General features: G+C 39.3%; 23 protein-coding genes. 16 read left to right on the top strand and 7 right to left on the bottom strand.

The window, feature by feature from the left end:
* Positions 1-294: 294 nt before the first annotated feature.
* From RHO11_05295 to RHO11_05265, 7 genes are all read left to right on the top strand, one after another.
* Positions 295-1,179 carry a LysR family transcriptional regulator gene (locus tag RHO11_05295; GenBank protein WVD62534.1) on the top strand — a complete coding sequence of 295 codons (885 nt, stop codon included), beginning with the start codon at positions 295-297 and terminating at the stop codon, positions 1,177-1,179.
* 387 nt (positions 1,180-1,566) lie between these two features.
* Complete coding sequence (locus tag RHO11_05290; GenBank protein WVD62533.1) at positions 1,567-1,788, top strand: AlpA family transcriptional regulator; 222 nt, start codon at positions 1,567-1,569, stop codon at positions 1,786-1,788.
* A gap of 28 nt (positions 1,789-1,816) precedes the next feature.
* Positions 1,817-2,674: a ParA family protein gene (locus RHO11_05285; protein WVD62532.1), complete on the top strand. Its 858-nt coding sequence runs from the start codon at positions 1,817-1,819 to the stop codon at positions 2,672-2,674.
* The gene (locus RHO11_05280; GenBank protein ID WVD62531.1) at positions 2,664-2,897 is read left to right on the top strand and encodes a hypothetical protein; all 234 of its coding nucleotides are present in this window, start codon (positions 2,664-2,666) and stop codon (positions 2,895-2,897) included. The genes RHO11_05285 and RHO11_05280 overlap by 11 nt, the downstream gene beginning before the upstream one ends.
* Positions 2,897-4,600 carry a hypothetical protein gene (locus tag RHO11_05275; protein ID WVD62530.1) on the top strand — a complete coding sequence of 568 codons (1,704 nt, stop codon included), beginning with the start codon at positions 2,897-2,899 and terminating at the stop codon, positions 4,598-4,600. The genes RHO11_05280 and RHO11_05275 overlap by 1 nt, the downstream gene beginning before the upstream one ends.
* Before the next feature lie 16 nt (positions 4,601-4,616).
* Positions 4,617-5,168, top strand: a complete 552-nt coding sequence (locus tag RHO11_05270; protein ID WVD62529.1) for a DUF2857 domain-containing protein — start codon at positions 4,617-4,619, stop codon at positions 5,166-5,168.
* On the top strand, positions 5,165-6,229 hold the full coding sequence (locus RHO11_05265; protein WVD62528.1) for an STY4528 family pathogenicity island replication protein: 1,065 nt from the start codon (positions 5,165-5,167) through the stop codon (positions 6,227-6,229). The genes RHO11_05270 and RHO11_05265 overlap by 4 nt, the downstream gene beginning before the upstream one ends.
* Positions 6,230-6,245: 16 nt before the next feature.
* On the opposite strand, the gene RHO11_05260 is transcribed toward RHO11_05265, so the two are convergent.
* On the bottom strand, positions 6,246-6,839 hold the full coding sequence (locus RHO11_05260) for a tetratricopeptide repeat protein (GenBank protein WVD62527.1): 594 nt from the start codon (positions 6,837-6,839) through the stop codon (positions 6,246-6,248).
* A 604-nt stretch (positions 6,840-7,443) separates the two neighbouring features.
* On the opposite strand from RHO11_05260, the gene RHO11_05255 reads away from it, so the two are divergent.
* From RHO11_05255 to RHO11_05220, 8 genes are all read left to right on the top strand, one after another.
* The gene (locus RHO11_05255; protein ID WVD62526.1) at positions 7,444-7,737 is read left to right on the top strand and encodes a transposase; all 294 of its coding nucleotides are present in this window, start codon (positions 7,444-7,446) and stop codon (positions 7,735-7,737) included.
* Positions 7,734-8,591, top strand: a complete 858-nt coding sequence (locus RHO11_05250; GenBank protein WVD62855.1) for an IS3 family transposase — start codon at positions 7,734-7,736, stop codon at positions 8,589-8,591. The genes RHO11_05255 and RHO11_05250 overlap by 4 nt, the downstream gene beginning before the upstream one ends.
* Positions 8,592-8,617: 26 nt before the next feature.
* The gene (locus tag RHO11_05245; GenBank protein WVD62525.1) at positions 8,618-9,481 is read left to right on the top strand and encodes a DNA-binding domain-containing protein; all 864 of its coding nucleotides are present in this window, start codon (positions 8,618-8,620) and stop codon (positions 9,479-9,481) included.
* Positions 9,482-9,633: 152 nt separating this feature from the next.
* Positions 9,634-12,162, top strand: a complete 2,529-nt coding sequence (gene vgrG / locus RHO11_05240) for a type VI secretion system tip protein VgrG (protein WVD62524.1) — start codon at positions 9,634-9,636, stop codon at positions 12,160-12,162.
* Positions 12,163-12,222: 60 nt separating this feature from the next.
* On the top strand, positions 12,223-13,353 hold the full coding sequence (locus RHO11_05235) for a hypothetical protein (protein WVD62523.1): 1,131 nt from the start codon (positions 12,223-12,225) through the stop codon (positions 13,351-13,353).
* Between the two features lie 16 nt (positions 13,354-13,369).
* Complete coding sequence (locus RHO11_05230) at positions 13,370-15,112, top strand: hypothetical protein (protein WVD62522.1); 1,743 nt, start codon at positions 13,370-13,372, stop codon at positions 15,110-15,112.
* A gap of 97 nt (positions 15,113-15,209) precedes the next feature.
* Positions 15,210-16,247: a T6SS immunity protein Tli4 family protein gene (locus RHO11_05225; protein ID WVD62521.1), complete on the top strand. Its 1,038-nt coding sequence runs from the start codon at positions 15,210-15,212 to the stop codon at positions 16,245-16,247.
* A 76-nt stretch (positions 16,248-16,323) separates the two neighbouring features.
* Positions 16,324-17,424 carry a hypothetical protein gene (locus RHO11_05220; GenBank protein WVD62520.1) on the top strand — a complete coding sequence of 367 codons (1,101 nt, stop codon included), beginning with the start codon at positions 16,324-16,326 and terminating at the stop codon, positions 17,422-17,424.
* 18 nt (positions 17,425-17,442) lie between these two features.
* On the opposite strand, the gene RHO11_05215 is transcribed toward RHO11_05220, so the two are convergent.
* The 6 genes from RHO11_05215 to RHO11_05190 form a co-directional block, all read right to left on the bottom strand.
* On the bottom strand, positions 17,443-18,024 hold the full coding sequence (locus RHO11_05215; GenBank protein WVD62519.1) for a hypothetical protein: 582 nt from the start codon (positions 18,022-18,024) through the stop codon (positions 17,443-17,445).
* 74 nt (positions 18,025-18,098) lie between these two features.
* A complete protein-coding gene (locus tag RHO11_05210) occupies positions 18,099-18,701 on the bottom strand; it encodes a DUF4113 domain-containing protein (GenBank protein ID WVD62518.1) in 603 nt (200 codons plus the stop codon).
* A 39-nt stretch (positions 18,702-18,740) separates the two neighbouring features.
* Positions 18,741-19,861 (bottom strand): IS3 family transposase gene (locus RHO11_05205; GenBank protein ID WVD62517.1). Its coding sequence is split into 2 segments (ribosomal slippage): positions 18,741-19,567 and positions 19,567-19,861, totalling 1,122 coding nucleotides; the frame shifts between segments, so codons are not numbered across the junction.
* A 61-nt stretch (positions 19,862-19,922) separates the two neighbouring features.
* On the bottom strand, positions 19,923-20,594 hold the full coding sequence (locus RHO11_05200; GenBank protein ID WVD62854.1) for a hypothetical protein: 672 nt from the start codon (positions 20,592-20,594) through the stop codon (positions 19,923-19,925).
* 8 nt (positions 20,595-20,602) lie between these two features.
* Positions 20,603-21,052 (bottom strand): translesion error-prone DNA polymerase V autoproteolytic subunit, encoded by a 450-nt coding sequence (umuD, locus tag RHO11_05195; GenBank protein WVD62516.1) that lies wholly within the window; start codon positions 21,050-21,052, stop codon positions 20,603-20,605.
* Between the two features lie 176 nt (positions 21,053-21,228).
* Positions 21,229-21,396, bottom strand: a complete 168-nt coding sequence (locus RHO11_05190) for a YlcI/YnfO family protein (GenBank protein ID WVD62515.1) — start codon at positions 21,394-21,396, stop codon at positions 21,229-21,231.
* 285 nt (positions 21,397-21,681) lie between these two features.
* Here RHO11_05190 and RHO11_05185 point away from each other — a divergent pair, with 285 nt between their 5' ends.
* A complete protein-coding gene (locus RHO11_05185) occupies positions 21,682-21,888 on the top strand; it encodes a hypothetical protein (protein ID WVD62514.1) in 207 nt (68 codons plus the stop codon).
* Positions 21,889-21,943: the final 55 nt, after the last annotated feature.

Here is a 21,943-nt window from a genome sequence, read left to right as displayed (position 1 = left end):
CAAATATAATCGCCCCTTTCTCCTGCCAATACAATTGTGTTAGTGGTGTTTAATCATTTCTAAACAGAGAATTGTGATGAATTTTAAAATCCACTATTCACAGATGTTTACTTATCCCTTGCTTTATATCAGTAATCCTCAAATCAGCTAATGATCTGAGTGAAAATAAATTGATATTTATCAAAATAGCTTATAAAAAGAATTGCTAACAGATTGATAAAAAGTTAGTAAGTTTAAGACAAATGTCATGTCTTTATTAAAGGAAAAAATATGTAAAAATATAAAGGTGGATGTATGAATCTAAAAAAACTGAAGTATTTTAGAGTAGTTGCGCAAGAGCTTAATTTTGGGCATGCAGCCGCAAAACTATATGTAGATCAATCATCGCTAAGTCGAGCAATACAGAGCCTAGAATCTCGACTAGGCATGAGTTTATTTGAACGTCATTTACGGCAGCTTAAATTAACTGAGCATGGGCATATGCTATTACAAGAGACTAACCAGATTTTTTACCTTATTGACAGTATTAATCATCGCATCAACATGGCTAAACAAAAACAATTACACATTATCGAACTGGCCATTTCACCTAACATCGATGGGTATCGCGTGGCTGAACTACTTCGTATTTATCAAGAACACTACCCGCAAACACAGCTCAATATTCACGAAGCATCCTACCAAAATATCTTATACGGTTTAAAGAGCGGGCAGTATCATTTTGCGTTATCATTACACAAACCGAGTCAAGAATCGGATGCCTTAGTGTTTAAACACCTATGGCAAGAAAAACTGATTGCTTTATTATGTGAGCGACATCCCTTAGTATCATTGCCCGAGGTATCGCTTGAGGATATAAAACAATATCCCTTTATCTCATTTCAGCCAGATACCTTACTTCATAAAATTATTTATAACACAGCATTTTCACCTTCTACAACACGATTTGTACAGTCCTACAGTGTATTACAATCCCTGGTAATGGCTGGATATGGTATCAGTCTGGTCACAGAGACGATGTACCATAATATGCAAAGCCAACATATAGTGACTCGGCATATAGTCCCTGCTTTATTGGTTGACACTTACCTAATCTATCAGCAGCATTGGGAAACACAGTGTGAACAAATCATTGCGATTAAAAAGCTAGTTAATGTATTTATAACTCGTTGCTTATAATATCTCTCAACATTACATCAGACCTGATGTGAAATGATTTTATGTTGTTTTCAATTAACTCTACATTTGCGTTTTTTGCATGGGTATGTAAAAAACGCAAACAACTTATCCAAAATTAATCCAATCGTTGGGCATATTGTTTTTATAAACGATGGACAGATAATAATTATCAAGAAATATTCCTTTTTGCTTTTTATGCATAGCAATGTGTTTTTTGCACAGCAATGCATTTAATACATAACCCTGCAAAAACGACAATGCACATTCTATTGTTAGCCTTCATTATAAAAAACAAGCACTATTTTCGATTTATTACTGAAAAATGGACCTGATTCAATAGGCTATTCATCTATCAAGATAACGATGACTAAAAATGGAGCATATCGTATGAATACAGAAAACATTACTCACCAATCATCTAATGGCATGCCTTGTATACTTCGTATTGCTGAGGTTGAAAAAAGAACCGGTTATAAGCGGTGTTATATTTATCGGTTGATGAAAAATAATAAATTTCCTAGATCCTACCGAATAGGCGATCGTGCGGTAGGGTGGAGTTCACATGAGATTAATGCTTGGGTCAGTGAGCGTATAGCACAACATAACTAGTTATTGAATAACAAAATAAGGAGGTGTTATGCAAGTACTATCAGTGATATCTACCAAAGGGGGAGTGGGTAAAACCACCATAGCAGCCAATCTGGGTGGCTTTATGGCCGATGCAGGGCTGAGAATTCTTTTAATTGATTTAGATATACAGCCTACGTTATCGAGTTATTATAAACTAACCCATACCGCAAGCTACGGTATTTATGAGTTTATTTCAACCAATGAAACTAAGCTAACCAAATTGGTTTCTCATACTACCATCGACAATCTTCACCTAATCTTTTCCAATGACGACAAAGGGCAGTTAAATACCTTATTACTTCATGCTCCTGATGGCCGTTTTAGACTAAAAAATCTCATGCCGATGTTTGAACCTTACTATGACATGGTGATTATTGATACCCAAGGCGCACGCAGTATTCTACTGGAAATGGCCATTGTCGCCTCTACTCATTTACTCTCACCTATTACCCCAGAAGTATTAGCTGCGCGTGAGTTTAACCGTGGTACTCTGCAACTCATTGAAGAGATACAGCCATTACAATACTTGGGGATCAGTATTCCGACTATCCATCTATTAATTAACCGAGTACCCAGCATCTCAAATAATGCCAAGCTAATTAAAACCATGCTGGAAACCTTATTTCAACATCAACAAGGGCTCTCGCTATTGAAAACCTATATCCCTGCGATTGAAGCCTATACCAAATCGCCGATACTGGCACAGCCCGCACATCGTATAGAACGCAAAAAACCATCTGGAAGACTCGCTCCCGCGGCGATCGACACCATGCGCGGTTTAGCACAAGAATTATTTCCACACTATTTCACTCAGTTTCAGGGTCTGAATGGACGACAGGACAAGGTGGTGATCAATGATACCTAAACAGCTTGCTGCTTCAAAAAATAAACAACTCTATGCGTTTATTTGTTTTGCGTTAAAGGAAGGGTGGCAGGTCAAATTATCACCCAAAGGTAATATCCAGCTCAAACGCAAAGGGCATGCCAGTATCTACAGTGCAGCATACCTATTAGAAACAAAACAATATACCGCAGAAAAACTGATTCAATTTCCAACGAGTACGGCGACAGAAAAGGGAGGAAACTGATGTCTGAAATAACCAATAACAATGTAGAGCAGCTGTTGGCTAATAACTTCAATAAAGCGGGCCGTGTGGTTGATAAATTATCCGATCCTATCGTAGATACGCCAATGAGTGTGACACTTGAGCAACTCAAACCCTATGATCATAACCCAAGAACAACCCGTAATCCCAAATATAAGGAAATCAAATCATCAATAAGAGAAAGAGGGCTAGATGCACCACCGCAAATAACCAGAAGACCCGGTGAAGGGCATTATATTATTCGTAATGGAGGCAATACACGTTTGTCTATTTTATGGGAACTGTGGCAGGAAACCCAAGAAGAGCGTTTTTTTAGAATACATACGCTTTTTAGACCATGGCAAAGTGAAATTATCGCGTTAACAGGGCATCTGGCTGAAAGTGATCTACACGGTAGATTAAAGTATATTGAACGTGCGCAAGGGGTAATGAAAGCAGCTGAAATCTATCACCAAGAACTGGGGGTTAATTTTACCCAGGTACAACTTGCCAAAAAGTTGACGCATGACGGCTATCCCATCAGTCAAACGACGATAAGTCAAATGCAAGAAGCGATTAATTTTATATTGCCGGTGATCCCTGACCTTATCTTTAATTTAAGTCGAAATAGTATCGAAAAAATTTTACGCTTGCGCAAAATAGCCAAATCTGTGTGGCAAAAACACAGTAAAAGTATCCATGGGTCTGAACAAAGCTATACCTTTGATAATTTGTTCGTTGAAGTTTTATCTGTATTTAATACTCAAACACAAGAGATTGATTTAACCAAATACCAAGATGAATTGATTGGTCGAATTGCTAACATCTTTGAATGTCACTACGAACTCATTGAATTAGAATTTACCGAAAAACTTGTAAGGCAGCGTTCACTTGAAGCGCCATCCACTGTTGATGACGAGCGTATAGACGCTGATTTTGATGAGGCCAGTTTATTTGCAACCAAGGTAGCCAATCTAAAAACACTGGATACTGAGTTAGATGAACATCAAATTCTTGCTATTAGTGCGCCCAAGCGGCCGCTCTCACAAAAACTGAACAATATTACTCAACGAAATTTAGCAGCTGACGCCACGCCTAACAATTATAAAAACACCTCGAGTGAGTTGACACAAAACAGTCATAATCCCCTAGACCTTGATACGACAAGAGAGGACGCATCCTTTTTGCCACCGATGAGTGAATCCGTAGAGACAACACCAAGGCTTGCGCAGATACAACAGCTTATCGAGCAATACAATCATCATCTTGAGCCTGAATCTGGGCAATCGATTATTCAAGCAATTGCGGTGCAAGCAGGTTCACTTTATCCTATTTCTGATATTTGGTCTATCCCTGAAGAGCTAAACCATCTTGATGAATTGCGAAAAGCAATCGGGCTATTGCTTACTGAAATTGTACAAGCGGTCAGTGATGAGCTTTTAATCGTGCAGAGTGATGAAGCGTTGGGTTTTCAGTGTATTCAATCCTCGTCAGCGAGCCCATCAGCTCAGATACTGATCGATTTATTGAGCACGCTATACGCTTTGCCACTGAGTATTAAGAACGACGCACTATTGAATTTAATAAGCTTGCTGACCGGATTACACAGTGAAAATACAGGGGTAGTCGGGCTTGATGATACAAACTTTATTAAGCTCATGCGCGTATTTCGGCTAATACGGCAACATGTTGAGTTAACGAAATAAAAAAGGAGGGTGAAAAATGTCAGCTCATCCAATCAATCAAGCCATTATCTCACAGCTACTATTTGATTTGCGGAATGGACAATTGCGCCGAGCGCTAGACATGGGATTTAGTGAAGACGATTTAACCTTACTCCAAGATCCAGAAATGCTCAGTGTACTCATAAATAGTTCTGTTCGCTGGTCTAGCGTGACAGTGAATACGGAAGTGATGCGGCGCCTATTAAACCGCGTTAAAGACAGCGATAAAGAAATTCAAATGATCGATCTGATGCTCAAATACGGTGCCAGCAGTAAATTGTTGGCTGAAGCCTTTGGCCTCGATCCGCGTGAAGTGGCACTCCGTAAACGTGTCAAGGGCATTGATAAAAAACAAGGGCGCTGGCAAGAAATCACTGAAGAGCAAGACCATACGCTCTGGCGTGAGTGGGTTGATAAAATCAAACAATACCAACTTGATAAAAACGATGCACTCGATATGGCGAAAGTCTGCATGATCTTATCGAAAAAACACGGTATCCAAATGGCGATGATTTGGCAAGCGATGGAAAAATGGATTGAGATACCATGAGCGTGCAAGGTGATTTTAAAAAACAAGATGGTTTTATCTACAGTGGCAATCAGCAGGAAAGTGTCCCAAGGGCACTTTTTTTTGATAAACGCTTAACACCGCTTGAGCGTAATGCCTGGCAAATCATCCGATTAGGCTTTGATGTGAAAACGGGCATTAGCGCGCCAACTTATGATTATCTGCAACAGTTTTTAACCTCGATGCCTTGTGCTGAGAAAGCCTCCACTGAAACAGTGGCCAGAGCCTTGACGATTCTACGGCTTACCCGTTGGCTCAGTGTGATAAAACGACGGGCTAAAGACGGCACAAAACAGAGTAACCTCTATATTTTGCATGATTCACCGTTAACTCCTTTTGAAGCGATGCGTCTTGATGAAGATTATCTCCCCTTAGTGAGTGAGTCAATGAGTCATGCCAGTAAAGCCATTCAGCTGGTGACTACCAAGATAGTCGAGGATATCGCTAATGATCCGTTCTTAATGACCAAACAACTTCCCTCAAGACTAGAATTATTGTTAAACCGCGCGGTAGAACAACATAAAGCACAAACGTTATCCACAATTCACCCATCCGAAGGAAGCTTAACGGACTTACTTCGGAATCATGAAATTCCCATTTCGGAATCCGAAATCAGTATAAAACCCTTAAAAAATAAGCCTGTTCGGAATCCGAAGCCGGCTATAAGTAGTAGTAATATAAAAAAAATACTACTACTAGATAACATGCCAACGCGGTTTTTTAATTTGAACGAAACACAGCAAGCGGGGATCTTAAAAATCATGCAGCAATTATCAGCGCAGGAACAGCAGCAAGTACTCAGTGAATGGGATGATCGCTGCCATACGCAAAAAATTAATAATCCAGCGGCTTATTTGTATGGTATTGCACAAAAAGCAATAAGGGGAGAGCTTAACGAATTATTGGTGGTCAGACAAAACAACCAACCAACTAAACAATCACCATTGCTAACAGGTGAAACCCCGCTAAAAGCTTCACAAGATAAACAAAAAATCCAAGCCCATATTGATCATCTCAAAAGACTACTTGCGATCAGTAAATAATAACGTATTGAATACTCTAGTTTTTAGAGGATAAAAATCGCTGAGCATCCTCATTTTCTAAAACCCAAAATCGTTTACAGGCTTCAGAGTCCTTATCATGACAGCTTTTACCGTAAAACTGTTTGGCGGCATAGCGATCTTTTTCAACCCCTATACCTTCTTGGTACATGGTACCAAGCATAAAAAGCGCATTTTCATCATCTTTTATAGCCGCTAACGTGAACCATTTTAATGCGTTAACATAATCTTGTTTGACCCCTTTACCGTTATAATAAATTACCCCCAAATTATATTGAGCACCGACATCACCGTCATTTGCGGATGGTAGGAATAGACTGATGGCTTTATTGTTATCTATTTTTACGCCTTCACCCTTGGTATACATGTAGGCAAGAATTAATTGTGCTTCATGCACTCCTTGCTTTGATGCTAGGGCAAGCCATTTTGCTGCTTCTTCGTAATTAACGTCAACACCGTAGCCATTATAGTACGTCACACCCAAATACCATTGTGCTATTGCATCACCTTGTAATGCCTTAGCAAGCTGCATTTGACGTTCTTTCGTGAGTGCTTCAACATCGGTTTTAGAAAATGCTATGTTAGCAAACATAAAGCTGCTAGCTAGTAAAAATATAATGATTCTTTTCATAATCGACTTATCGAGAATTTAATTGATGTATATTTTAACTGAAAATTATGTATTTGACTGTAACTGGTATAAATATCGCTAATCATCGATTAAAAGCATTTAAAATATATAAAAAAAGATAAAATACTGTAATTTCTATTAGTAAATGTATTAAGAATCTAATAATTAAGTTATAAATTCTATCGTTGAAAATATTAGGGGTCTAATAATTAGATTGCAAATTCTTGTCAGTGAAAATATTAGGGGTCTAATAATTGAGTTGTAAATTTTTGTCAGTGAAAATATTGGAGGTCTAATAGTTTAATCGCTAGATTTTATCACGGTACTGTAAATTTGAAGTTTACATAAAAGCTATCTAAAAATACAATAAAAGTATTAATATTGTGATTAAAATTCATTATTATTAACTAAGATGAATTGTTTTTGCTTCTTTGATAAATGACATAAAAATATTCCCCACGCCAAATTCTATTTATTACAGACTCCCTTCTTTTACTCCGTCATAGTGTGCCTGATGTGCTCCTAGTTTAGTGGAGACTTTTTAGTAACAAAAAAGGAGTCTCAAATGAGTAAAAAATACGATCCCCAATTTAAACAAGAAGCGATCAATTTAGCCCTAAATAGCGAACAAACTTATCGACAAACAGCCAATGATTTAGGTATAAATTACAAAACATTTTGTAATTGGATGTACCAAACGATGAATAAACCAACCCATCAAGCGATAAAATCAAATAAAAAACCAGACTATCACGAACTTGAGCGTCAAAATAAAGCGATGAAAAAAGAGCTTGAGCTACGTAAAAAGGAGATCGATATCCTAAAAAAGGCCGCTCAGTACTTTGCGAGCCTGAAATAGCAAGGTACGAATTTATTAAAAAGCAAAACACGCTATCTAAGCGTCGTTTATTTCATCTATTTGACGTGTCAAGTAGTGGTTACTATGCCTATTTAAAGCGATTACCGTCTCAGAGAACAGTGTTTAATCAGCAGCTTGACAAAAAGATTGAAACACTATTTGAAGATCATCGGCATCTCTATGGTTATCGGCGTTTACATGTCGAACTTTTGGAGGAAGGCTATTGTTTATCACGTGAACGAGTTCGTCGACGAATGCACAAGCTTCACCTTAAAGCAAAACAACGCAAAAAGTATAAACAAACAACGCACAGTAACCACAACAAACCGGTCGCTGAAAATATTTTAGATAGGCACTTTACCATGGACACACCTAATCAAGCTTGGGTATGCGATATAACTTATATTAAAGTGAACGGACAGTGGTTATACCTCGCGATTGTACTTGATCTCTACTCTCGTAAAATCATAGGCTGGGCGATGGATACGCATATGGAAAGCTCGCTAGTTTGTCAAGCCTTAACTATGGCTTTGCTTCATCGGGGCTATCCAAGTAAAGTGATTGTTCATAGTGACCGTGGTGGCCAGTATTGTTCCGATGATTACCAAGCTATATTAACGGCTTATGGCTTAACGTGTAGTATGAGTCGCAAAGGTAACTGTTGGGATAATGCGGTGGCTGAAAGCTTTTTCCATACCTTAAAAACAGAATGGATTTACCGACACAAACTAGAAAATATGGCACAAGCTAAATCGATGATCTTGTGGTACATTGAGGTTTACTATAACCGAGTAAGAAAACATTCATATTTAAACTATTTATCACCTGTTCAATTTGAAGAAAAAATGATTTAATAATTTGAAAATAACTCTCCACTAAAATGTGGGCAGATCAGCCTTCATTGGTATGGCCAGACGAGAAACCATCTTCATTTGATGGAACGGTCACAATTAATTTAAAAACGACAGAGACTCAAGAAGAGATAGACATTACGGCTGATTCCATACAAGGCAAAATAGCCATAGCGCAACAGACACAAGATACCTTTAATCATGAAGTAATTGCACCATCAAATAATGCACCGTCAGCGGATAGTCTAGAGGCGGTATTTGACTTACTTGAACTCAATGAGACAGTTGACCAAGAAGTACCAGAAGAGTCCTCTACACCATTAATAGCGAATAAAGATAATATTGATGATGAATCAAACTCAATGAAGGATATCGCAAATACAATCAATGCTATTTCACCAATCGTAAGAACCGATAATAAAATAACGTCCTCAATAATTGAGTTTACTGAAACTGAAAAACAAGTGATGAAGCAAATTGATGATTTTTCACCATCAGGTGAGCATTTTGTGCAGTGGCTAAAAGAAGCCATTTTAACCCAAAAACTCATCCTGAACGAACCGCAAGCGTTAGTGCACACCGTCGATGAGACGATTTTTATTGTTACACCTGGAATATTTATGCGCTACGTGATGGAATTTCCACTGGTGCAACAGATAGCCAAAATCGAAAAAATTCCTGCCTGGCGTTACATGCAAAAAGTCTTTGAAAAACTCAAATACCATAAGCGCACAGCAGATGGTCACAGTATTTGGATCTGTGCGGTTGAAGGGCCGAAAAGTACCAAAAAAGTGCATGGTTACTTATTGAATGATCCAACCATTTTTATACCTGATATTGTCTATAATAATCCTTATTTAAAAATTATTACGAATACAAGCAACGCATGCTAATAGTAGAGCCCTTGAAAAAATAATTGATCTACTCTAAAAAATCACCTATCTTATTTAAACGAATCTGCTTATCGTTATTCATTCATAAAATAACTCAGTAAATAAATAATAATAAATATTGAGTAAAAATAATAATAGGGAATCAATATAATATGGCTACGGTAGAACAAGTGGCAGGTACGCTGGCCTCAGTGGTGAGTAGTGTTGCCAATAATCATTATAAATTAACAATTGAAGGGCTTAATCTTAGCACTAGGCTATCCGTGTTATCGCTTGATGGGCATGAGGCTTTAAACCAACCTTGGCGCTATGAAATTACCTTTACCAGTACAGACAAGCAGATCCCTATTCATGCCGTGCTCAGCCAATCGGCGTCTTTAACGTTTGAAGCCCCCAATTTTGCTAAGCAGCTAACTAAAATCAGTTCCCTTGAAAAGCCCGTTCAATCACGTATTTTATATGGCGTGATCACTGAATTTAGTTTGCTTGCCGTTAGCAAAGATGAAGCACGTTACCGAGTGGTTTTACAGCCACGCCTTGCATTATGTGCCAATGACCACTACAGTGCCATATACCAAAATCAAAGTGTAGTTGCGGTGGTAGAAGAAGTGTTGCGCCGCCATGGTTTTACGGGAGTGGATTATCGTCTTGAGTTAAAAGATAGTTATTCCGCACGTGAGTTTATTACCCAATGGCAAGAGAGTGACCTTGAATTTATTCAGCGTCTTCTTAGTGATGTCGGCATTTGGTTCCGTTTTGAAAGCCACTCAGAGCATCATTGTGATGTGCTCGTGTTGAGTGATTACGAGCAGGGACTTGAGGATGCGGGGCATATTGCTTTAAAAACCCCAAGTGGTATGGTTGATGGCAGACAACACAGTGTCTGGGATTTACAGTTTAGTAGTACCACTCAGCCCAAAGAGGTCATTACCCAAGATTACAACTACCGCACCGCTGAGGTAGACCAGTATTCACTTATTAACACTGTTCCCAACGATAGTACAACTGTTGGTACAGACTACCTTTACGGCGAACACTATAAAAGTAAAGGTGATGACCTAACCGTCGAAAGCGGTCAGTGGTATGCGAAAATTCGTCACGAGGCACACCTCAGTCAAAAACTGATTATTCAGGGGGAATGTAACGACTTTAACTTAATGCCGGGTCAGCGGATTATTATCAATGGTAGTGCCATTGATGGTATTCACGAGGGGATTATTATTCTCTCAACGCAGAGTCACGGTGACCGCAGTGAGTCTTATCGATGCCACTTTACCGCCATCCCGCATGACGTATTAAAACCGTATCGACCACAACCGTTACCGTGGCCGCAAGTGGCGGGAACACTGCCTGCGAGGGTCACCAGTCCGGATAACGATACCTATGGGTATATTGATACCCAAGGCAGATATCGGGTTAAGTTTGATTTTGACCTAAAAACGTGGAAAAACGGCGAAGAAAGCTTATGGGTACGATTAGCTAAACCCTATTCAGGTGATACCTATGGTTTTCACTTCCCGTTAATCGACGGTACGGGCGTTGCGATTGCGTTTACCGAAGGTAATCCAGATAGGCCGTACATTGCCCACGCGCTACATGACTCAACTCATCCTGACCATGTTGCAACGGCTAACAAACACCGTAATGTCATTCGCACGCCCGCTAATAATAAACTGCGGATGGATGACAAACGGGGGCAAGAGCATATTAAACTTGCCACCGAATACGGTAAAACCCAGCTTAACCTCGGTCACTTAGTTAACCAGAATAAAGAACAGCGCGGTGAAGGGTTTGAATTGCGTAGTGATGAGTGGGGAGCGATTCGCGCTGGCAAGGGGTTATTGATTAGTGCCGATGAGCAATATAAAGCACAAGATACTCAGCTCAATATGCAACAAGCGACTGAACAGTTAAATAAAGCTATTAGTTTAGTGTCGTCTTTGCAAGATGCGGCTAAGCAAGCTCAAGCTGAATTGGCAGATTTAGAGAGGCAAAAAAAATTATTAGTCGATTCACTTGATGGTTTAAAAGAAGCAGCTATTTTGCTTTCATCACCAAAAGGGATTGCCCAAGTGACCCCTAACAGTATTCAACTGTCTGCGGGTGAAAATGTGATTGTTAGTAGTCATGGCCAGACAGATTTTAATATTCTCAGGAAGTTCACGCTTGCTGCGGGTGAAGCCATCAGCATCTTTGCTCAAAAACTGGGTATTAAACTCTTTGCTTCACATGGTAAAGTGGATATTCAGGCTCAGAATGATGAAATGTCCCTTAGTGCATTAAAAGATATATTAATCACGAGTCAACAAGGGCGCACTGTCATTTCAGCTAAACAAGAGCTGATTTTAACCTGTGGCGGTGCTTATTTGCGTTTAGCTAATGGGTCAGTCGAAATTGGTGCTCCCGATAATATTATCAATAAATCGGCGACTTGGCAGAAATTAGATGCGGATAGTTTAAGTCAGATGTCCAATGAGCAAAAAAGCAGTCATTATGTATTTAATTCACAACTGCGTTGGCAACATAATAATGCTGTGGTTGAAAATCAGTCGGTACGTATTGTTCGTGCAGATAACACTGAAATTGTCACGATGACTGATAGTGATGGACGGTTGCCCGCTCAATTTAGCCAGTTTGTGGAGCCAATACAAATTATCCTTGACGCTAAAAATAAAAAATAAAGGGTATCAATATGGGTTATTGAATAAACGATAACAATTATAAATAAGAAGGTGTCATTAATGGGATGGAATATTCCTGAATTACCGAGTTTACAACAAATAAAGCGTCCATCTTATCTTTTATGGGGGATTGCCTTTGTGTTGATTATGGCCATGGGGTTTGTAATAACGCTTTTTTTGTATCAAGATAACGACACATCACTGTTTTGGCTATTTGCAATTGTGTTACCTTTTACAATATGGCTGATGATGTTTTCGTGCCGATGGGTTTATTATTGTTATTTAATGGCTAGCAATCAAGAGATAATACAACACCAGCAACATATTACAAATGAGTGGCAAGCATGGAGTAAAGTACAAGTTCCAATTTTTGGCCACGCTATTATTTGTGCTGAACCTGATGGTTTACAGGCTCTAACCTCAGATAGTATAAAAATCCCGCTATATCCACAAAAAGCCAGACCCTTGTTCAATCGTACTGCATCGGTAAAACCGTATTGGTTTCTTGATGAAGTGATGATAAATTTAGCGCAGCAATGTGCTGATTATCACAAATATTTGGCTCATATCTATCTACCGCATGAACTTATGGATGATGATGACCTCATTGACGCAATTTTTCAGCGTTGGGATTTAAAAGCTGAACCTATCAATGATTATGTTGTGTTCATGGAGCACATGCACGAAAGTTCAGAAGAAGTCGAATTATCGTTACTGTTGGTGTGTCAGTATGACGATAGTACCTATCATAGTCACAGTAAATTTATTAGCGCGATGTTGTTAGGAAGCGAATCCTTAATTAATAAGGCTGGTTTGGCTGCAAAAGCGTGGTTAGGACGCTTAATTGTCTCGGATATGGCTGAGTTATCAGCCGATATCAAGCAACTTTTTAGTTATAATCAACTCGCGCCAAAAAAGGTTAAGGATATTTGGATATCGGGATTAAATCAGAAAACTCGATTAGACTTAACGATGGCAAGTTATGAGTTAACGTTGGGTGGGCAGAGTGGTGTCACTTTTCATGATATTGATTTAACCTTTGCAAGGCCAAGCAAATTAACGAGGTACTTTGTGCTAACGATGGCAAGTAGCAGTGTTGGTCAGTTTTTCCGTGAACAGTTGACTGTGAGTGGTAATCAAGGGCAAATCTATGTACAACTCATCAGCCCTAAAAAGTTCGTGTCGGAATAGGACAGGTGGAGATAATATGAGTGATAGAAAGCAACAACAGCCGTTCCAATATAATACCGTGCCAACGTCAGATAATACGTTACACACCCTATTTATTGAAAAAGAGCGACTTATCGTGCCGATTATTTTTATCCCGGGAGTAATGGGCAGTAATTTGAGAGAAAAAACGGATAAATTTAATTCCAAAAAAGTATGGCGTTTAGATGGTGCCCCCTCTGTTCTTGGTTGGGCCTTGCCCTATTATGGTAATGCAAAGGCGCGTAAATTAGAGCTTGACCCGAATAAAACAATGGTTGATGATCGAGGCAAAATCACCGAGGCTTTCGATGCAGAAGTCGGGCGTATTAAACAAAAATACGACACACAGTTACTCTTATTAGGAAATGACAAAACTCATCGAAACGAGGTTAGGCGTCTTAAGCAGGAGCGGCAGCAAAAAATTGAAGAGGCGAAAAAAAATAATCAGGAAAACCAGCTATTTGGTTCAAGGCAAGCGCGTGGTTGGGGGACGGTAGGCTACATGAGTTATGGTGAGTTTTTAGAAAAACTCCAAGAAAGCTTATTTGAACCAAAAGGCCACACGCTACAAGCACTGAACAAATTAATCCAAGCCCCTATGTTTACGCTAGATAAAGGTTCAAAAACGTCATTAACACCTGAAGACGAACAAATTAAGCATTGTAACCATTTTTATTTTCCGGTGCATGCCATGGGCTATAATTGGCTTGAGTCTAATGAGGACAGTGCGATGGCGTTACAGGAACTCGTGGATGTGACGTTACCAAAATATTATAAAAAACTCGGACAAACGTGTGATAAAGTTATTTTAATTACCCATTCCATGGGTGGACTGGTGGCTCGCTATTATACTCAAGCGCTTGGCGGTCAGGCTAAGGTATTAGGGGTGATTCATGGCGTGCAGCCGGCAACGGGGGCTGTGGCTGCTTACACCCGAATGAAGCGAGGGACAGAAGTGAACAGTACCTTTTTAAACAAACCAAAAGATGGTATAACCGAAAATGTATTGGGCAAAGACGCTGCTGAGATGACTGCTGTGTGTGCTCAGGCCCCAGGGCCATTGCAATTATTACCCACGCCAGAATACGGCACGGGTAGTCAGGCTTGGCTAACCATTGAAGGGCCCAATGGTAGAGTGGAGTCTTATCCAAAGTCAGATCCATATGAAGAAATTTATTTAGCTAAAGATAAATGGTGGTGCGTGTGTGAACCGCATTTGATTAATCCTCTCAATACCAAACATAATCTACGACAGATGCAGGATGATTGGGATGGATATGAAGTAATGGTTAAAGATAAAGTTAAAAAATTTAATAAGGCTATTCCTAATAAATACCACCCGAATACTTATGCTTTTTTTGGTATTGAAAACGATACTCACACGATTAAACCAACGTCATTAACGTATCAAGCCGCGCACTGGCAAGGAAAAATAACCGATAGCCATAAAACACCGTCGACAGCCCATATTGGCGACCCGAGCAGACTCAATCTTAAGGAACTAACGGGAAGTCGAACGCTGCAAAATGGTACAGTAAATGAAAAATACACCTTATTACCCGCAGACGGCAATGGTGATGGCACCGTGCCGCAGCGTTCGGGTGAAATTCCAATGGGTTATCTAACCGCTAGGATGCATTTCCCCGTTGAGCATGAGCCTGCTTATCGAAGTCAGATTGGTCAAGATTTTACCCTTAGGGCGATTGTCGATATGATGCAGGCGGTAATACTGAATGATTAGGTTTCCTAAATTGAATACATATCATGGCTGTTTGATGGCTAGTGTTTTGGCACTGGCCGTATTGAGCAGTTGTCAGGCATTTAACAAGGATATTCGAATGATTACATTACCACCAAAAGAGCAGCAGTCAGTGAATGCGTTACTCTCAAATTCCCCTACACGCTGTATTGGCACTTACTTAATCGAGCTTCCCGTTGGATTTAAAGCTTATAAAGAGGGGAACTTTTATTACAAAAGTAGTGGTGATATTACCATTACTACCAAACAGCAGTATTTACCGCCGTTCAAACAGATGATAGCTCTGCGTCAGCAGGAGCTAAAAAATACTAAGGCAGTTGACCCGATTGATAGCCCTTATTTAAAAGCGATTTACCCCGTGCACACTAATCAACAGGATAAAATACAAGGCATTATTTTTGAACGGATGGAGAGTAGAGGGACAGCAGATGCATCCAGAATTTTAGAGGGATACCTCTGGCAAGATGAAGTAACTTTAAAAATTGAGATGAAAGCGCGTAATGGTTTAGCTAAACAATATGATGAAGATCGTCTAAGTTCTCCTCGTTTATATGGTAACAATGTCCCTCAAAAATTAATTGAGCTGCGTAAACTTTTTGATCGGATTAAGCCGCGCGATGATTTGACTATCCCAACCACGCCGGGGTTTTGTATGTTTAATAGTTTTATGCAGGGAGAAGATCGTGAATGGAAAGATATGAATTATGGTTATCGGCACGAAAGTATTGACTATTTTTCTTTCTATTTTGAATTTAATGATTTTGCCGATGACTATGCATTACTTGATAAGCCCGAAGCTTATTTTACGCAAGGTAGCGGGCATACTATCTATAAAGGAACCCGTGAAAGCCATGGTTTAAAACTGGAAGAGTGGGTGGTTAAAGGCAAATATTTTGAAGATCCTCAAGGCGATAATACTGATGATACAGACTATATATTTACCTTAGGTATTCATATTACTGATCCAACCTATAAAACGCCACGATTACGCATAGAAATGACCTATAGAATTCCCGAAGATGAAACGCAAGGGTATACTGAAGAGCAGTTGATGCTGATCTGGCGTGAAATAACAAGCAGTATTCGAATGCGCGATAGCTCATTTGAATCTAAGTAAGCGTATTATTTGTGGGGTATTGCCTTAATTTATTAAGGCATTCTCAGGTAAAACTAATTTGCTTGGATTAACGATAATGAAATACACTCTTCCCCCTGATTGCGGTAGTGCTCTTAAAAATGCACCATCCACCTTACAACAAAAAATCCTATACTTACTTGCTAAGTGGCCAATTACTAAAGGACAAAGTACTCCCGAGTATTCCAAAGCACTGCGTAGTGCGATTAAAAAATTGATTCATTTATGGAGAGGGGAATGGCTCAATCCCGATGAACTCACCCAGACCGGTAAGCTTTACATACGCTGTAGCAACATGCACATCTTTAAATTTCGAGTTTTTCATCTACACCGAGGTCAATGGTGTCCAGACTGCTATTTTAATAATCTACGCTACTCATTGAAAGATATTGAGCTGCTTGCTAAACAAAAAAAAGGCAAATGCTTAACCAAAGACTACAAAAATAGTCGTCAACGTCTTACATGGCAATGCCAATACGGACATAATTGGCAAATGAGTATCGATGGATACCAAAAAGGGCAATGGTGTCCTGTGTGTAGCGTAGAACACAAACAACAACAGGCACTCAGGATTTTGCAACAAATTGCCAAACAACAAGGTGGTTCCTGCCTATCGACAACCTATACTCGAGGTTGTGATAAATACACCTTTCACTGTGCTAATGGACATGAGTGGCAAACCACAGGCAAAAATATTAAGAACGCTAAAACCTGGTGTCCGACGTGTTGCCATGACCAACAGCGCCGCCCGTTAGCTGAACTACAAGCATTAGCGTTGAAACGTGCAGGATTATGTTTAGCGGTGCATGATGCTATGCTGAGTGACAAGGTGATGTGGCAATGCGCACAAGGACATAGATGGAAACAAGCTACCTATTTAATCAGGGCAGGACGTTGGTGTCCTTTTTGTGCCCGTAAAACCTATACAATTGAGGACATGCGACAACTGGCGATAGCACGAGGTGGAAAATGCCTCTCTACGACCTACAAAAATTTAGAAACTAAACTGACTTGGCTGTGTCATTTAGGTCATACTTGGCAGGCAAGCCCCGGTCATATTAAAGCTGGAACTTGGTGTCCCTCCTGCTACTATTTATCTCGTTGTACTAAAGAAGAATCTAAACAAAAATACCTGCCCAGTAAAAATAAAATACAATAGCGCTTAAAGCCAAGCAGGCTACTTTATCTTAGGTTGCCGGTATTGATCGGTAACAATCGATATTTCGACCTTATCCAATGACGGGGATAATGATAAAGTATTACGACTTTTATTCATATCATCTGCGGTAAAATGCCATAACTTATCACCCACAATATTTGTAAATTGTTCTTTACCATATTGTTTTACTAATGCTTCATAAGCCTCTTGCTTAGCTTTAGCTGTGCAGGGCATTGATTGATCAACGCCAAAGACAACCATTTGAACCGGCTGATGCATGATATCTTCTTCCAATCTAACGCTTAATACGATTGACTTATTCGGCGCTAATGTTACCTGATAAGTTTTGATTGTGCCGACGGTTGAAGATTGCCCTCCAAGCTTTGATGATGGTAACTTCATTTGTTGCTCTTTGATGATAAAGTCAGTGTCGGCAAGCTTATATTTATTTTTAAGAAGTTGTATGAGCTGGGGTTCTGTCATTCCTAGCTTAACTCCAGCTAGTTCTAAACTATTCGCTTGTTCATTAGATAAACTGTCAGCAAAGCAAATTGGAATGAAAAACAAAATAGCAAATAACATAAAATATTTTTTTAACATAATTCCCCTATAATTATATCGATTATTTCATCAGTATGATTAATATTATAATACAATACCATCAGAATAAATGACTATTTAACGATGAGTAGTTCATCCCACCGCGTGGTATAACGTGAGCTCAGAAATTCTCGTTTAATCTGCCAAGGGGCTTTTTTTCTAGCGCTGCCTAACTGCACTGTATTTTTTCCCATTTTCTGATTAATCGCATCAAGGGTTTGCATTAGTTTATCGTTTTTCTCTTTTTGCTCTGCATCTTGTGAAGCCGTAAACAAATCAAACTGCGTATCGGTGTTCTTCGCTTGTAAATCTAATAACATCACGCCGGCTTTCATAAACAAAAAACCTTTTTTATAAATGGCCTGTAAACCCTTTTGCGCAGCTTGAACAATCAATCGTGAATCATCGCTAGGTGAGGGGAGTGGCACCACGATAGACGGAAAATATTGCATCAGGTCCTCACGAAAGCGATTGGTTTTTAAACAGACCTGCACCGCCCCCGTCACTGAACTTTGCTTTCTGAGTTTTTCAGCCCCTCGGCTAGCATGCACGCGAATCGCTTCTTGTAAATCGAATAACTCACTGGTTAACTGACCAAAGCTACGCGAAGTCATAATATTTTGTTTTGGTGTAGACACATCATCCAGCTCAATACAAGGCGTACCTTGCAACTCCATGGAATGTCCACACCTTTTAGTACCAAAAAGATAAGGTCATTATCTATTTCTATACTCAACGGGTGTTTGATAATTTAATGTTGAATGAAGCCGAGTATAATTAAACCAATCAACATAATGATTAAATTGTAACGTCAACTGTTCAAGCGAATCAAATACACCATTTGAGACGAATTCGGTTTTTACGGCTTTAAATGTTGCTTCAGCAACCGCATTGTCATACGGGCAACCTTTATAACTTAACGAACGTGTAATACCAAATGTCGTTAAACATTCATCAATCAGGTGATTATCAAACTCTTTTCCTCTATCAGAATGAAATAAATCAACATCATGTAAGTCCATGGGTATTTGGCTTATTGCTTGCATCACAAGCTCTGCTGTCTTATTTCTGCCAGCACTTCGTCCGACTATCTCTCGATTACGGATATCAACAATAATACACAGGTAATTCCAACGCTGTTTTACCCTTACATAGGTTAAATCAGTTACCAAAACTTTTCGCTTTTGACCCACTTCAAACTCTCGGTCAAGCGCATTGCTCACGATTGATTCATTACTCTTTTCAGCATCAATACGGTATTTTTTACAGGTATATTTTGAGACTAATTCCTTTTCCTTCATTATTCGACCAATTCGCCGTCTCGATAATGCTATACCTTGCCGTTTCAGCTCTGCTTGCAAGCGTCTTGTACCATAAACACGATAATTTAGGTCAAATACTTCGCTTACTTTATCGCAGAGTGTTTCATTTTGTTGATACGGTACCATTCGTCGTTGATAATAAAACTGATTTCGGGTGACGTGCAAACATCGACATAAACTTCGTAGGCTATATCGATGCTTATTCTGCGAAATTAATGCGATTTTCGCCCCATTATCAACGCTGCCTGCTTTAGGATATCATTCTCCATTAACAAGCGTTTATTTTCTTTGCGTAAGGCAATCAGTTCATTCTCCTCATGACTTCGATTACCTTGCGCTGTAAATGAACCCGTTTCTTGGTATTGTTTTATCCACTTATCTAATGCTGATTTAGTTAAATCGTACTCAGCAACGATGTCTGCTCGCTTTTTGCCATTTCGATGTAGCATAACCATCTGTTTTTTAAACTCATGACTAAAACTACGCTTTTCTTTTCGATTTAAATGTTGTGTCATTGTTGCTCCTTTCTTGTGTTTTTGGATTATCATAACAATGACCTTATAAAACTGGTACTAATTAGTGTAGCCTATCCACCATTACTGTACGTTCGAGTACCACAGAAAACTGCTGCCTGATTTGTTTAATATTTGCTTGTCGTAAATCCCACGCCGTATAGATGCCTAACGCGTGTAGTTTCTCTACAATACGCCTTCCAACGCCCCATACCTCACCCACAGGAAATAGCTTTAAAACCTCAAATAGCAAAAGTTCATCGTCTGGTAAATAATAAACGCCTTGGTAAACGGAGTGCTTTTTAGCGATATGATTGGCCACTTTGGCTAAGGTTCGTGTGGAAGCAATACCAATACTGACGGGGATACCTGTATCGCGTTTAACATTAGCCCTTATTGTTTGACAATGTGAAATAACATCAGAGAACCCTACCAACGTAATAAAGGCTTCATCAATGGAGTAGGGCTCAACCTCCGCCGTATATGCCCGGACTGTATCAAATACGCGCTGACTCATATCACCGTACAACTCATAATTAGAACTCAACAAAGTGATTTGTTTACGGATACTCGGTGAAATTTGATAGGCAGGCATACCCATAGCGACAAGTGGCTTCAACTCATTGGATCGTGCAATGACACAGCCGTCATTATTAGATAAGATACCAATCGGTTGTCCTTCAAGTTTTGGATTAAACACCCGCTCACAAGAGGCATAAAAATTATTACAATCCACCAACCCAATCACGAATGCCCACGACCTCGTAAGGAATGGATGGTATAAATCACGACCCCCCAAATATGCACCTCTTTACCGGCTAGGGGGATCGGTGGATAAAGCGCATTACCAGCTAATAAATGATATTGATCATTTATTACACCAAGGCATTTACAGGTTAGTTCCCCATCAATAGCTACAATCACCACATCATCCACGTGTGGCTCTAAAGAACGATCAACAATCAATAAATCGCCGCTATAAATACCATAATCCACCATTGAATCGCCCATGGCTCTAATATAATACGTCGCACTGGGGTGTTTGACTAAATGCTCAGTTAAATCGAGTTTCGCTTCCAAATAATCATCAGCAGGTGAGGGGAAACCTGCTCTAACTGGGGTATCTACCAACGGTAAAAGGTTTATTGTAGCGGCATCAACACGGCCAAGCACAATACAACAGGATTTGTGCAAGAAAGTACTCCTAAAAAACAAACTAAAGAACATCACCACTGTTTTTCTAATGATCGTGGTAAAAAAATGAACATGTATAAATATACAGCATAAAATACGAACTTCAATAGATTTTAGTGTAAAAAAACGCAAATGAATCACAAAATATCAGTTAAGAGCATTCACATAGGCAGGGTTTAACGTAGATTCTTTTTTTGACGCTCAATCTCATGTTTTAGCGCAGCGAGTACAAAGTTGGAATAGCTTTGATCTATTTTTTTGAATTGATCGATTTCATTAAATAGCTCGAGAGGTACACGAACGTCAATACGACGGGATTTATTATTTTTACTTTTTGTTGCCACAAATTTACCTCAAAAAGTGCATTTAAAAGACTCATTAATCAGTAAGATGTTTGAAAAAATATGAAAATCATACAAAAAACTTGAATCGTATGATTATTCACTATATATTGGTGTCGGACACTTATAAAAGCATCACTAGCGAAACCCCATTGTGCATCAACACAAAGAGGCTTCTAACCACAACATTATACGAGGTAATGCGATGGCTAACCATAAGCATACAGGATCTTTACTATTTCGCAACTATCATTTCAAGTTGGGCACACCTACTAAGGTGGTGAAACCATGAAAGATCTTGCTAACTACATTACTCACGAGCCTAATGAACTCATTATGCAATGCATTGCAACTACCCGTTCAGCCATAGACACCACTGATGCGGGTTTTCGAGAAACTCTGTTATATGTTTTGATTGATAGACAACTACAACTAGCTTTAGCACTCGGGGCATTAGATGAACATGATTTGCATCTAAGTGAGATAGACAATTGAAAATAACGAATAACACGCCTGAAGGATCAGGCGTTATTTTTATTCTAAACGGTCA

Source organism: Orbaceae bacterium BiB (genome assembly GCA_036251205.1).
Classification (GTDB): domain Bacteria; phylum Pseudomonadota; class Gammaproteobacteria; order Enterobacterales; family Orbaceae; genus Orbus; species Orbus mooreae.
This window is presented reverse-complemented; position numbering and strand designations above follow the sequence as displayed.

Excerpts from the sequence above, each read along its gene's own strand:
- RHO11_05295 (WVD62534.1), top strand. The coding sequence starts at position 295 with ATGAATCTAAAAAAACTGAAGTATTTTAGAGTAGTTGCGCAAGAGCTT.
- RHO11_05290 (WVD62533.1), top strand. The coding sequence starts at position 1,567 with ATGAATACAGAAAACATTACTCACCAATCATCTAATGGCATGCCTTGT.
- RHO11_05285 (WVD62532.1), top strand. The coding sequence starts at position 1,817 with ATGCAAGTACTATCAGTGATATCTACCAAAGGGGGAGTGGGTAAAACC.
- RHO11_05280 (WVD62531.1), top strand. The coding sequence starts at position 2,664 with ATGATACCTAAACAGCTTGCTGCTTCAAAAAATAAACAACTCTATGCG.
- RHO11_05275 (WVD62530.1), top strand. The coding sequence starts at position 2,897 with ATGTCTGAAATAACCAATAACAATGTAGAGCAGCTGTTGGCTAATAAC.
- RHO11_05270 (WVD62529.1), top strand. The coding sequence starts at position 4,617 with ATGTCAGCTCATCCAATCAATCAAGCCATTATCTCACAGCTACTATTT.
- RHO11_05265 (WVD62528.1), top strand. The coding sequence starts at position 5,165 with ATGAGCGTGCAAGGTGATTTTAAAAAACAAGATGGTTTTATCTACAGT.
- RHO11_05260 (WVD62527.1), bottom strand. The coding sequence starts at position 6,839 with ATGTTTGCTAACATAGCATTTTCTAAAACCGATGTTGAAGCACTCACG.
- RHO11_05255 (WVD62526.1), top strand. The coding sequence starts at position 7,444 with ATGAGTAAAAAATACGATCCCCAATTTAAACAAGAAGCGATCAATTTA.
- RHO11_05245 (WVD62525.1), top strand. The coding sequence starts at position 8,618 with ATGTGGGCAGATCAGCCTTCATTGGTATGGCCAGACGAGAAACCATCT.
- vgrG (WVD62524.1), top strand. The coding sequence starts at position 9,634 with ATGGCTACGGTAGAACAAGTGGCAGGTACGCTGGCCTCAGTGGTGAGT.
- RHO11_05235 (WVD62523.1), top strand. The coding sequence starts at position 12,223 with ATGGGATGGAATATTCCTGAATTACCGAGTTTACAACAAATAAAGCGT.
- RHO11_05230 (WVD62522.1), top strand. The coding sequence starts at position 13,370 with ATGAGTGATAGAAAGCAACAACAGCCGTTCCAATATAATACCGTGCCA.
- RHO11_05225 (WVD62521.1), top strand. The coding sequence starts at position 15,210 with ATGATTACATTACCACCAAAAGAGCAGCAGTCAGTGAATGCGTTACTC.
- RHO11_05220 (WVD62520.1), top strand. The coding sequence starts at position 16,324 with ATGAAATACACTCTTCCCCCTGATTGCGGTAGTGCTCTTAAAAATGCA.
- RHO11_05215 (WVD62519.1), bottom strand. The coding sequence starts at position 18,024 with ATGTTAAAAAAATATTTTATGTTATTTGCTATTTTGTTTTTCATTCCA.
- RHO11_05210 (WVD62518.1), bottom strand. The coding sequence starts at position 18,701 with ATGGAGTTGCAAGGTACGCCTTGTATTGAGCTGGATGATGTGTCTACA.
- RHO11_05185 (WVD62514.1), top strand. The coding sequence starts at position 21,682 with ATGAAAGATCTTGCTAACTACATTACTCACGAGCCTAATGAACTCATT.